At 52.7% G+C, this 12,427-nt stretch carries 10 protein-coding genes; 9 read left to right on the plus strand and 1 reads right to left on the minus strand.

Annotated features, from left to right (window positions below; all coding sequences use genetic code 11):
• Positions 1 to 69 precede the first annotated feature (69 nt).
• From phoB to malZ, 5 genes are all read left to right on the plus strand, one after another.
• Complete coding sequence (gene phoB, locus FEK46_RS13835; protein WP_000113933.1) at positions 70 to 759, plus strand: phosphate response regulator transcription factor PhoB; 690 nt, start codon at positions 70 to 72, stop codon at positions 757 to 759.
• A gap of 57 nt (positions 760 to 816) precedes the next feature.
• Positions 817 to 2,112 carry a phosphate regulon sensor histidine kinase PhoR gene (gene phoR, locus FEK46_RS13840; RefSeq protein WP_130206215.1) on the plus strand — a complete coding sequence of 432 codons (1,296 nt, stop codon included), beginning with the start codon at positions 817 to 819 and terminating at the stop codon, positions 2,110 to 2,112.
• Positions 2,113 to 2,517: 405 nt separating this feature from the next.
• Positions 2,518 to 3,837 carry a branched-chain amino acid transporter carrier protein BrnQ gene (gene brnQ / locus FEK46_RS13845; RefSeq protein ID WP_130206217.1) on the plus strand — a complete coding sequence of 440 codons (1,320 nt, stop codon included), beginning with the start codon at positions 2,518 to 2,520 and terminating at the stop codon, positions 3,835 to 3,837.
• A gap of 75 nt (positions 3,838 to 3,912) precedes the next feature.
• Entirely contained in the window at positions 3,913 to 5,286 is a 1,374-nt protein-coding gene (proY, locus tag FEK46_RS13850; RefSeq protein WP_130206219.1) for a proline-specific permease ProY, read from the plus strand.
• Between the two features lie 154 nt (positions 5,287 to 5,440).
• Complete coding sequence (gene malZ, locus FEK46_RS13855) at positions 5,441 to 7,258, plus strand: maltodextrin glucosidase (RefSeq protein WP_135560013.1); 1,818 nt, start codon at positions 5,441 to 5,443, stop codon at positions 7,256 to 7,258.
• A 4-nt stretch (positions 7,259 to 7,262) separates the two neighbouring features.
• Here the strand turns inward: malZ and acpH are convergent, their stop codons facing one another.
• Positions 7,263 to 7,844 (minus strand): ACP phosphodiesterase, encoded by a 582-nt coding sequence (gene acpH, locus FEK46_RS13860; RefSeq protein WP_130206223.1) that lies wholly within the window; start codon positions 7,842 to 7,844, stop codon positions 7,263 to 7,265.
• Positions 7,845 to 7,936: 92 nt separating this feature from the next.
• On the opposite strand from acpH, the gene queA reads away from it, so the two are divergent.
• From queA to secD, 4 genes are read left to right on the plus strand one after another with little or no spacing between them, the layout of a single operon-like run.
• Complete coding sequence (gene queA / locus FEK46_RS13865; RefSeq protein WP_130206226.1) at positions 7,937 to 9,007, plus strand: tRNA preQ1(34) S-adenosylmethionine ribosyltransferase-isomerase QueA; 1,071 nt, start codon at positions 7,937 to 7,939, stop codon at positions 9,005 to 9,007.
• A 54-nt stretch (positions 9,008 to 9,061) separates the two neighbouring features.
• Positions 9,062 to 10,189, plus strand: a complete 1,128-nt coding sequence (gene tgt / locus FEK46_RS13870) for a tRNA guanosine(34) transglycosylase Tgt (protein WP_000667317.1) — start codon at positions 9,062 to 9,064, stop codon at positions 10,187 to 10,189.
• A 22-nt stretch (positions 10,190 to 10,211) separates the two neighbouring features.
• On the plus strand, positions 10,212 to 10,544 hold the full coding sequence (gene yajC, locus FEK46_RS13875) for a preprotein translocase subunit YajC (RefSeq protein WP_000007629.1): 333 nt from the start codon (positions 10,212 to 10,214) through the stop codon (positions 10,542 to 10,544).
• A gap of 27 nt (positions 10,545 to 10,571) precedes the next feature.
• On the plus strand, positions 10,572 to 12,419 hold the full coding sequence (secD, locus tag FEK46_RS13880; RefSeq protein WP_130206228.1) for a protein translocase subunit SecD: 1,848 nt from the start codon (positions 10,572 to 10,574) through the stop codon (positions 12,417 to 12,419).
• Positions 12,420 to 12,427 lie beyond the last annotated feature (8 nt).

Raw genomic sequence — 12,427 nt, forward strand, 5'->3', positions numbered from 1 at the left:
TGTCATAAATCTGACGCATAATGACGTCGCATTAATGATCGCAATCTATTTATTACAACAGGGCAAATCATGGCGAGACGTATTCTGGTCGTAGAAGATGAAGCTCCAATTCGCGAAATGGTCTGCTTCGTGCTCGAGCAAAATGGCTTCCAGCCGGTCGAAGCGGAAGATTATGACAGTGCTGTGAACCAACTGAATGAACCCTGGCCGGATTTAATTCTCCTCGACTGGATGTTACCCGGCGGCTCCGGTATCCAGTTCATCAAACATCTCAAGCGTGAGTCGATGACCCGTGATATTCCGGTTGTGATGTTGACCGCCAGAGGGGAAGAAGAAGATCGCGTGCGCGGCCTTGAAACCGGTGCGGATGACTATATCACCAAGCCGTTTTCGCCGAAGGAGCTGGTGGCGCGAATCAAAGCGGTAATGCGCCGTATATCGCCGATGGCGGTGGAAGAGGTGATTGAGATGCAGGGGCTAAGTCTCGACCCGACATCTCACCGGGTGATGGCGGGCGAAGAACCGCTGGAGATGGGGCCGACTGAATTTAAACTGCTGCACTTTTTTATGACGCATCCCGAGCGCGTGTACAGTCGCGAGCAACTGCTAAATCACGTCTGGGGAACCAACGTATATGTAGAAGACCGCACGGTCGATGTCCACATTCGCCGCCTGCGTAAAGCACTGGAACCCGGCGGGCATGACCGCATGGTGCAGACCGTGCGCGGTACAGGATATCGTTTTTCAACCCGCTTTTAACGCCTTGCTCATCGGACGCAGAGCAGGGCTTATGATTTCTTAACTGGAGTATCTTACGTGCTGGAACGGCTGTCGTGGAAAAGGCTGGTGCTGGAGCTGCTACTTTGCTGCCTCCCGGCTTTCATCCTGGGTGCATTTTTTGGTTACCTGCCCTGGTTTTTGCTGGCATCGGTAACAGGACTGCTTATCTGGCATTTCTGGAATTTATTGCGCCTTTCATGGTGGCTGTGGGTGGATCGCAGTATGACCCCGCCACCGGGGCGTGGTAGCTGGGAACCGCTGCTGTACGGTTTACACCAGATGCAACTGCGTAATAAAAAACGCCGCCGCGAGCTGGGTAATCTTATCAAACGCTTTCGTAGCGGCGCGGAGTCGCTACCCGATGCGGTGGTCCTGACCACGGAAGAGGGTGGGATTTTCTGGTGTAACGGTCTGGCGCAACAAATTCTTGGTCTGCGCTGGCCGGAAGATAACGGGCAGAACATCCTTAACCTGCTGCGTTATCCGGAGTTTACGCAATATCTGAAAACGCGTGATTTTTCTCGCCCGCTCAATCTGGTGCTCAACACCGGGCGGCATCTGGAAATTCGTGTCATGCCTTATACCCATAAACAGTTGCTGATGGTGGCGCGAGATGTCACGCAAATGCATCAACTGGAAGGGGCGCGACGCAACTTTTTTGCCAACGTAAGCCATGAGTTACGCACGCCATTGACGGTGTTACAGGGTTACCTGGAGATGATGGATGAGCAGCCGCTGGAAGGCGCGGTACGCGAAAAAGCATTGCACACCATGCGTGAGCAGACTCAGCGGATGGAAGGGCTGGTGAAGCAGTTACTGACCTTGTCGAAAATTGAAGCCGCGCCGACGCAGTTGCTGAATGAGAAGGTTGATGTGCCGATGATGCTGCGCGTCGTTGAGCGTGAAGCTCAGACGCTGAGCCAGCAAAAACAGACATTTACCTTTGAGATTGATAACGGCCTCAAAGTGTCTGGCAGCGAAGACCAGTTACGCAGTGCGATTTCGAATCTGGTCTATAACGCCGTGAATCATACGCCGGAAGGTACGCATATCACCGTACGCTGGCAGCGAGTGCCGCACGGTGCCGAATTTAGTGTTGAAGATAATGGACCGGGCATTGCACCGGAGCATATTCCGCGCCTGACCGAGCGTTTTTATCGCGTTGATAAAGCGCGTTCCCGACAAACTGGCGGTAGCGGGTTGGGGTTAGCGATCGTGAAGCATGCGGTAAATCATCATGAAAGCCGGCTCAATATTGAAAGTACGGTGGGCAAAGGTACGCGTTTCAGTTTTGTTCTGCCGGAACGTTTAATTGCCAAAAATAGCGATTAATCCGCCTTTGTCATTTTTTGTTGCCATAAGCCAGCCGATGCTGGCTTTTTTTCTTTGCAGTCAAAAATCGGGCGCTGAATTTTACCATGTCTGGTGATTTTTTGTTCGCATGATAAGCCATATCTTTTTCACGGAAATAGTGTTTTATACTGGTTTGTGATTTCTTATCATTATATCCCTCTGGTTTTTAGATCCCTCCTTGCTTTAAAACGTTATAAGCGTTTAAATTGCGCTTCAGGTGCTGTCATACTGACTGCATTCACGCGGTAAATCGAAAAACTATTCTTCGCCGCGCCTGGTTGGGAGTATTTCCCGCTAAAATTGTTTAAATATACCGCTGTATCATCCCCAGGGATTGGCACAAAATTTAACGTTACAACACCACATCCACAGGCAGTATGATTTATGACCCATCAGTTAAGATCGCGCGATATCATCGCTCTGGGCTTTATGACATTTGCGTTGTTCGTTGGCGCAGGTAACATTATTTTCCCTCCTATGGTCGGCTTGCAGGCAGGCGAACACGTCTGGACTGCGGCATTCGGCTTCCTTATTACTGCCGTTGGTCTGCCGGTATTAACGGTAGTGGCGCTGGCGAAAGTTGGCGGCGGCGTTGACAGTCTGAGCACACCAATCGGTAAAGTCGCAGGCGTGCTGTTGGCAACAGTCTGCTACCTGGCGGTAGGGCCGCTGTTTGCAACACCGCGTACGGCAACAGTCTCCTTTGAAGTGGGCATTGCGCCGCTGACGGGTGACTCCGCACTGCCGCTGTTTATCTACAGCCTGGTCTATTTCGCTATCGTTATTCTGGTTTCGCTCTATCCGGGCAAGCTGCTGGATACCGTGGGCAACTTCCTTGCGCCGCTGAAAATTATCGCGCTGGTCATCCTGTCTGTTGCGGCGATTGTCTGGCCTGCGGGTTCTATCAGCACGGCAACTGAGGCTTATCAAAACGCTGCGTTTTCTAACGGCTTCGTTAACGGCTATCTGACCATGGATACGCTGGGCGCGATGGTGTTTGGTATCGTTATTGTTAACGCGGCGCGTTCTCGCGGCGTTACTGAAGCGCGTCTGCTGACCCGTTATACCGTCTGGGCTGGCCTGATGGCGGGTGTTGGTCTGACTCTGCTGTACCTGGCGCTGTTCCGTCTGGGCTCAGACAGCGCGTCGCTGGTTGATCAATCCGCGAACGGTGCCGCTATTCTGCATGCTTACGTTCAGCACACCTTTGGCGGCGGCGGTAGCTTCCTGCTGGCGGCGTTAATCTTCATCGCTTGTCTGGTAACGGCGGTTGGCCTGACCTGCGCTTGTGCGGAATTCTTCGCTCAATACATCCCGCTCTCATACCGTACGCTGGTGTTTATCCTCGGCGGCTTCTCGATGGTGGTGTCTAATCTGGGCTTAAGCCAGCTGATTCAGATCTCTGTACCGGTGCTGACTGCCATTTATCCGCCGTGTATCGCACTGGTTGTATTAAGTTTTACACGCTCATGGTGGCATAATTCGTCCCGCGTGATTGCTCCGCCGATGTTTATCAGCCTGCTTTTTGGTATTCTCGACGGGATCAAAGCATCTGCATTCAGCGATATTTTACCGTCCTGGGCGCAGCGTTTACCGCTGGCCGAACAAGGTCTGGCGTGGTTAATGCCAACGGTGGTGATGGTGGTTCTGGCCATTATCTGGGATCGCGCAGCAGGTCGTCAGGTGACCTCCAGCGCCCACTAAATCACTGTAAATTTGTTTTAACCACGGGGCTGCGATGCCCCGTGGTTTTTTATTGTGTTGATGGGTTAGGAATTGATGGAAAGTAAGAACAAGCTAAAGCGTGGGCTAAGTACCCGACACATACGCTTTATGGCACTGGGTTCAGCAATTGGCACCGGGTTGTTTTACGGTTCGGCGGACGCCATCAAAATGGCCGGACCGAGCGTGTTGTTGGCCTATATTATCGGTGGTGTCGCGGCATATATCATTATGCGTGCGCTGGGAGAAATGTCGGTACATAACCCGGCCGCCAGCTCTTTCTCGCGTTATGCGCAGGAAAACCTTGGCCCGCTGGCAGGTTATATCACCGGCTGGACCTACTGCTTTGAAATCCTTATTGTCGCCATCGCCGATGTGACCGCTTTCGGTATCTATATGGGCGTCTGGTTCCCGACGGTGCCGCACTGGATATGGGTGTTGAGCGTGGTGCTGATTATCTGCGCCATTAACCTGATGAGCGTGAAAGTCTTTGGTGAGCTGGAGTTCTGGTTCTCGTTCTTTAAAGTCGCCACCATTATCATCATGATCGTTGCTGGTTTCGGTATCATCATTTGGGGGATTGGCAACGGCGGGCAACCGACCGGTATCCATAACCTGTGGAGCAACGGCGGCTTCTTCAGTAACGGCTGGCTTGGCATGGTGATGTCGTTGCAAATGGTGATGTTTGCCTACGGTGGTATTGAAATTATTGGTATTACCGCCGGTGAAGCGAAAGAGCCGGAGAAGTCTATTCCGCGCGCGATTAACTCAGTGCCGATGCGTATTCTGGTGTTCTATGTTGGTACGCTGTTCGTCATTATGTCTATCTATCCGTGGAATCAGGTTGGTACTGCTGGTAGCCCGTTCGTGCTGACGTTCCAGCATTTGGGGATTACCTTTGCCGCCAGCATTCTTAACTTCGTTGTGCTGACAGCCTCTTTGTCGGCAATTAACAGCGACGTGTTTGGCGTAGGCCGTATGTTGCACGGCATGGCAGAGCAGGGCAGTGCGCCGAAAATTTTCAGCAAAACGTCGCGTCGCGGTATTCCGTGGGTCACGGTGCTGGTCATGACTACCGCGCTGCTGTTTGCGGTGTATCTGAACTACATCATGCCGGAAAACGTCTTCCTGGTGATTGCCTCGCTGGCGACCTTCGCTACCGTGTGGGTGTGGATTATGATCCTGCTGTCGCAGATTGCCTTCCGTCGCCGCCTGCCGCCAGAAGAAGTTAAAGCGCTGAAATTTAAAGTTCCTGGCGGGGTGGCAACGACCATCACTGGGCTGGTTTTCCTGCTCTTTATCATCGGACTGATTGGTTATCACCCTGAAACGCGTATCTCTCTGTACGTTGGTTTTGCGTGGATTGTGGTGCTGTTGATTGGCTGGATGTTTAAACGCCGCCACGATCGCCAGTTGGCAGAAAACCACTAATTCCTGCCTTTTGTCGCCGGATCAGGAGCAAAACCTGATCCGGCTATTCCGAAAATTATCCGCCCCCGTTCTCCTCCCCCAAATATCCTTCAGATGATGAGTGATCCTGCATTAGGCTATGGCAAGGTGAACACATTTTCATCACAGGGGAATTATGATGTTAAATGCATGGCACCTGCCGGTGCCCCCATTTGTTAAACAAAGCAAAGATCAACTGCTCATTACACTGTGGCTGACGGGCGAAGAGCCGCCACAGCGCATTATGTTGCGCATGGAAAACGATAACGAAGAAACATCAATACCGATGCATAAACAGCGCAGCCAGCCGCAGCCAGGCGTGACGGCGTGGCGGGGAGCGCTCTCTCTCGCCACCGGGCAACCACGGCGGCGCTACAGTTTCAAATTGCTGTGGCACGATCGCCAGCGTTGGTTTACGCCGCAAGGTTTCAGCCCAATACCACCAGCACGGCTGGAACAGTTTGCCGTCGATGTGCCAGATATCGGGCCACAATGGGCGGCGGATCAGATTTTTTATCAGATCTTCCCGGATCGTTTTGCCCGGAGTCTGCCTCGTAATGCCGATCAGGATCATGTCTATTATCATCACGCCGCCGGGCGGAAAATCATATTACGTGACTGGGATGAACCGGTCACGGCACAGGCTGGCGGATCAACGTTCTATGGCGGCGATCTGGACGGGATAAGCGAAAAACTGCCGTACCTGAAAAAACTCGGCGTGACGGCGCTGTATCTTAATCCGGTGTTTAAAGCACCCAGCGTGCACAAATACGATACCGAAGATTATCGCCACGTCGATCCGCAGTTTGGCGGCGACGGGGCGTTGCTGCGTTTGAGACACAACACGCAGCAGCAAGGAATGCGCCTGATGCTGGACGGCGTGTTTAACCACAGTGGCGATTCTCATGCCTGGTTTGACAGGCACAATCGCGGGACGGGCGGCGCTTGCCATAACCCCGAATCGCCCTGGCGCGACTGGTACTCGTTTCGCGATGACGGCACGGCGCTCGATTGGCTGGGCTATGCCAGCCTGCCAAAACTGGATTATCAGTCGGAAAGTCTGGTGAATGAAATTTATCGCGGTGAAGACAGCATTGTCCGTCACTGGCTGAAAGCGCCGTGGAATATGGACGGCTGGCGGCTGGATGTGGTGCATATGCTGGGGGAAGCGGGCGGGGCGCGCAATAATTTGCAGCATGTCGCCGGCATCACTGAGGCGGCGAAAGAAACCCAGCCAGAAGCGTACATTGTCGGTGAATATTTTGGCGATGCGCGGCAATGGTTACAGGCCGATGTGGAGGATGCATCGATGAACTATCGCGGCTTTACTTTTCCGCTGTGGGGCTTTCTCGCTAATACCGATGTCTCTTACGATCCGCAGCAGATTGACGCTCAAATCTGTATGACCTGGATGGACAATTACCGTGCCGGGCTTTCTCATCAACAGCAACTGCGTATGTTTAACCAGCTCGATAGCCACGATACCGCGCGATTTAAAACGTTACTCGGACGGGATGTTACGCGTCTGCCACTGGCGGTCGTCTGGCTGTTCACCTGGCCTGGTGTGCCGTGTATTTATTACGGCGATGAAGTGGGGCTGGACGGCAATAACGATCCATTTTGTCGTAAACCTTTTCCCTGGGACCCGGAAAAACAAGATACGGAACTATTCGCGCTGTACCAGCGAATGATTGCGCTGCGTAAGAAGAGCCTGGCATTGCGTCGTGGCGGCAGTCAGGTGTTGTATGCGGAAGATAACGTGGTGGTGTTTGTGCGTGTGCTCAATCAGCAGCGTGTGCTAGTGGCAATCAACCGTGGTGAAGCGTGTGAAGTGGTGCTACCCGCATCGCCGTTGCTTAATGTCGCGCAATGGCAATGCAAAGAAGGGAACGGACAACTGGTCGATGAGATCCTGACGTTGCCCGCGATATCAGCCACGGTGTGGATGAATTAATACCCTACAACGCTTTGCGTGACGCCTGCTCCATCATCCGCGGATAAAATTGCCAGAAGCGGGTTTCAAGGGCGTCGTAATGGGTGTCTAAATCGTACCAGGAGTCACGCAGAGCATCCAGACGTGGGCGACGGCTTGCCATGCCGTTTAACACGCTCTGGATGAAATCCATATCGCGATAGCGCACCAGCCATTGCTCTGACCATAAGTAATTATTCAGATTGATAAAGCGCGGCGGTGAGTCCGGCAAAATCGTCATCACTTGTTCGCGGGCATAACAGACAAATTTCTGTAGCGGAAAGTCCGGCGACAGCTGCGACCAGTGGCGGGAAAGAAAGTGATCCCACATCACATCCAGCGTAATAGGCGCAACGCGGCGAGTTTCGTTGCGAAACCACTCCCGCGCTTCGCGGACTTCCGGCAGATTGTCGGTTAACACATCGATACGCCGATGCATATGAATACCTGCAACCACGTCGGGCGGAAAACTTTCGTCAGGATTTCCGCGAACAAAATCAGCCAGTAAATTGCCGGAAAGCGAACTTTCAGCGAGATGGGCTAAATGCAGGTGAGCTAAAAAATTCATCGATTATATTCTATCCAAAGGGGGGTAAAGGTTGCAGGGAGAGCGCCCCGGCACTAGACTACCCGCCTCTTATTTTAGTCTGAGTCAGTGTCATGCGCGTTACCGATTTCTCCTTTGAATTGCCCGAATCCCTGATTGCCCACTATCCCATGCCTGAACGCAGTAGCTGTCGTTTACTGTCGCTGGACGGGCCGACGGGCGCGCTGACGCACGGTACTTTCACCGATTTACTCGATAAGCTCAACCCCGGCGATCTTCTGGTTTTTAACAATACCCGCGTGATCCCGGCGCGTCTGTTTGGGCGAAAAGCTAGCGGCGGTAAAATTGAAGTGCTGGTTGAGCGGATGCTCGACGACAAACGCATTCTTGCGCATATTCGCGCCTCGAAAGCGCCAAAACCGGGCGCTGAATTGCTGCTGGGCGATGACGAAAGCATCAAAGCAACAATGACCGCTCGTCACGGCGCGCTGTTTGAAGTCGAATTTAACGATGAGCGCTCGGTGCTGGATATTCTCAACAGCATCGGCCATATGCCACTGCCGCCGTACATCGACCGTCCGGACGAAGATGCAGACCGCGAACTTTATCAAACGGTTTATAGCGAAAAACCAGGCGCGGTAGCAGCACCGACCGCCGGACTGCACTTTGACGAACCGCTGCTGGAAAAATTACGCGCCAAAGGCGTGGAGATGGCATTCGTGACCCTGCATGTGGGGGCGGGTACGTTCCAGCCGGTACGCGTCGACACCATTGAAGACCACATCATGCACTCGGAATATGCAGAAGTGCCGCAGGATGTGGTTGACGCAGTGCTGGCTGCGAAAGCGCGTGGTAACCGGGTGATAGCGGTTGGCACCACCTCTGTTCGCTCGCTTGAGAGTGCGGCCCAGGCGGCGAAAAACGATCTGATTGAACCGTTTTTCGATGATACACAAATCTTTATCTATCCCGGCTTCCAGTACAAAGTAGTCGATGCGCTGGTGACTAACTTCCATCTGCCGGAGTCAACGCTGATTATGCTGGTTTCCGCATTTGCCGGTTATCAACACACCATGAACGCCTATAAAGCGGCAGTAGAAGAGAAATATCGCTTTTTTAGTTACGGTGATGCGATGTTTATCACGTACAATCCGCAGGCAATTAATGAGCGCGTCGGGGAGTAATTCCGCGGCGCTGGTTTAAACGTTGGACTGTTTTTCTGACGTAGTGGAGAAAAAATGAAATTTGAACTGGACACCACCGACGGTCGCGCACGCCGTGGCCGCCTGGTCTTCGATCGTGGCGTAGTGGAAACGCCTTGTTTTATGCCTGTTGGCACCTACGGCACCGTAAAAGGGATGACGCCGGAAGAAGTTGAAGCCACTGGCGCGCAAATTATTCTGGGTAACACCTTCCACCTGTGGCTGCGCCCGGGTCAGGAAATCATGAAACTGCATGGCGATCTGCACGATTTCATGCAGTGGAAAGGCCCGATCCTTACCGACTCCGGCGGCTTCCAGGTCTTCAGTCTTGGCGATATCCGTAAAATCACCGAACAGGGCGTGCACTTCCGTAACCCCATCAACGGCGACCCGATTTTCCTCGATCCCGAAAAATCGATGGAGATTCAATACGATCTTGGCTCAGACATCGTCATGATTTTTGACGAGTGTACGCCGTATCCTGCTGACTGGGATTACGCGAAGCGCTCTATGGAGATGTCGCTGCGTTGGGCGAAGCGTAGCCGCGAGCGTTTTGACAGTCTCGGCAACAAAAATGCGCTCTTTGGTATCATTCAGGGCAGCGTTTACGAAGATTTACGTGATATCTCTGTTAAAGGTCTGGTAGATATCGGTTTTGATGGCTACGCTGTCGGCGGTCTGGCAGTGGGTGAGCCGAAAGCAGATATGCACCGTATCCTGGAGCATGTGTGTCCGCAAATTCCGGCAGACAAACCACGTTACCTGATGGGCGTTGGTAAACCGGAAGACCTGGTTGAAGGCGTGCGCCGCGGTATCGATATGTTTGACTGCGTAATGCCAACACGTAATGCGCGTAACGGTCATCTGTTCGTGACCGATGGCGTGGTGAAAATCCGCAATGCGAAGTATAAGAGCGACACTGGCCCGCTCGATCCTGAGTGTGATTGCTACACCTGTCGCAATTATTCACGTGCCTACTTGCATCATCTCGACCGTTGCAACGAAATATTAGGCGCGCGACTCAACACCATTCATAACCTTCGTTACTACCAGCGTTTGATGGCGGGTTTACGCAAGGCTATTGAAGAGGGTAAATTAGAGAGCTTCGTAGCTGATTTTTACCAGCGTCAGGGGCGAGAAGTACCACCTTTGAACGTTGATTAATATTAATAATGAGGGAAATTTAATGAGCTTTTTTATTTCTGATGCGGTAGCGGCAACGGGTGCTCCGGCACAAGGTAGCCCGATGTCTTTGATTTTGATGCTGGTGGTATTCGGTCTGATTTTCTATTTCATGATCCTGCGCCCACAGCAGAAGCGCACCAAAGAACACAAAAAGCTGATGGACTCCATCGCGAAAGGTGATGAAGTGCTGACGAACGGTGGCCTGGTCGGTCGCGTAACCAAAGTAGCAGAAAACGGCTACATTGCTATCGCGCTGAATGACACCACTGAAGTAGTTATTAAACGTGACTTCGTAGCCGCCGTTCTGCCGAAAGGCACCATGAAGGCGCTGTAATTAAAATTTTTCCCTAAGGGAATTGCCGTGTTAAACCGTTATCCTTTGTGGAAGTACGTCATGCTGATCGTGGTGATTGTCATCGGTCTGCTGTATGCGCTTCCCAACCTGTTTGGTGAGGATCCGGCTGTTCAGATCACTGGCGCGCGCGGAGTCGCCGCCAGTGAGCAAACGCTGATCCAGGTCCAGAAAACGTTACAAGAAGAAAAAATAACTGCTAAGTCTGTGGCACTGGAAGAGGGCGCTATTCTTGCGCGCTTCGACTCCACTGACACCCAGCTACGCGCTCGTGAAGCATTAATGGGCATTCTGGGTGACAAATATGTCGTGGCGCTTAACCTTGCCCCGGCCACGCCGCGCTGGCTGGCAGCTATTCACGCTGAGCCGATGAAGCTCGGTCTTGACTTGCGTGGCGGCGTTCACTTCCTGATGGAAGTGGATATGGACACTGCGCTTGGCAAACTCCAGGAACAAAATATCGATAGCCTGCGCAGCGATCTGCGTGAAAAAGGCATCCCGTATACCACTGTTCGTAAAGAAAATAATTACGGTCTGAGCATCACTTTCCGCGATGGCAACGCCCGTGATGAGGCCATTGCATATCTGAGCAAGCGTCATCCCGATCTGGTCATTAGCAGCCAGGGTAGCAACCAGCTGCGTGCGGTCATGAGCGATGCGCGTCTCAGTGAAGCGCGTGAATATGCGGTGCAGCAGAACATTAACATCCTGCGTAACCGTGTAAACCAGCTTGGTGTGGCGGAGCCTGTAGTACAACGTCAGGGCGCAGACCGCATTGTCGTTGAGCTGCCTGGTATTCAGGATACCGCTCGCGCGAAAGAGATTCTTGGCGCTACCGCGACGCTGGAATTCCGTCTGGTGAATACCAACGTTGACCAGGCTGCTGCTGCATCTGGACGCGTACCGGGCGACTCTGAAGTGAAACAGACCCGCGAAGGTCAGCCGGTTGTGCTGTACAAACGCGTGATTCTGACCGGTGACCATATCACCGATTCCACTTCCAGCCAGGACGAATACAACCAGCCGCAGGTTAACATCTCGCTCGACAGCGCAGGTGGTAACATCATGTCTAACTTCACTAAGGACAACATCGGCAAACCGATGGCGACCCTGTTTGTGGAGTATAAAGACAGCGGTAAGAAAGATGCTAATGGTCGTGCGGTTCTGGTGAAACAGGAAGAGGTGATTAACATCGCGAATATCCAGTCTCGTCTGGGTAACAGCTTCCGTATCACTGGTATCAACAACCCGAACGAAGCGCGTCAGCTGTCGCTGCTGCTGCGTGCCGGTGCGTTGATTGCACCGATTCAGATTGTTGAAGAACGTACCATTGGTCCGACCCTGGGTATGCAGAACATTGAACAGGGGCTGGAGGCATGTCTCGCCGGTCTGCTGGTTTCTATTCTGTTCATGATCATCTTCTATAAGAAGTTTGGTCTGATTGCGACCAGTGCTCTGATTGCGAACTTGATCTTGATTGTTGGCATTATGTCGCTGCTGCCTGGCGCGACGCTGAGTATGCCGGGGATCGCGGGTATCGTCTTAACCCTTGCGGTAGCGGTCGATGCGAACGTACTGATCAACGAACGTATTAAAGAAGAGTTAAGCAACGGGCGTACTGTTCAGCAGGCAATTGATGAAGGTTATCGTGGCGCGTTCAGTTCCATCTTCGATGCGAACATCACCACGCTGATTAAAGTCATCATCCTGTACGCAGTGGGTACCGGGGCAATTAAAGGGTTCGCGATTACTACCGGTATCGGTGTGGCGACGTCGATGTTTACCGCGATTGTCGGTACGCGTGCCATCGTAAACCTGCTATATGGCGGCAAGCGCGTCAAGAAGCTGTCAATCTGAGGAGTGCG

Origin of the sequence: Escherichia sp. E4736 (assembly GCF_005781225.1) — a bacterium.
Lineage (GTDB): Bacteria > Pseudomonadota > Gammaproteobacteria > Enterobacterales > Enterobacteriaceae > Escherichia.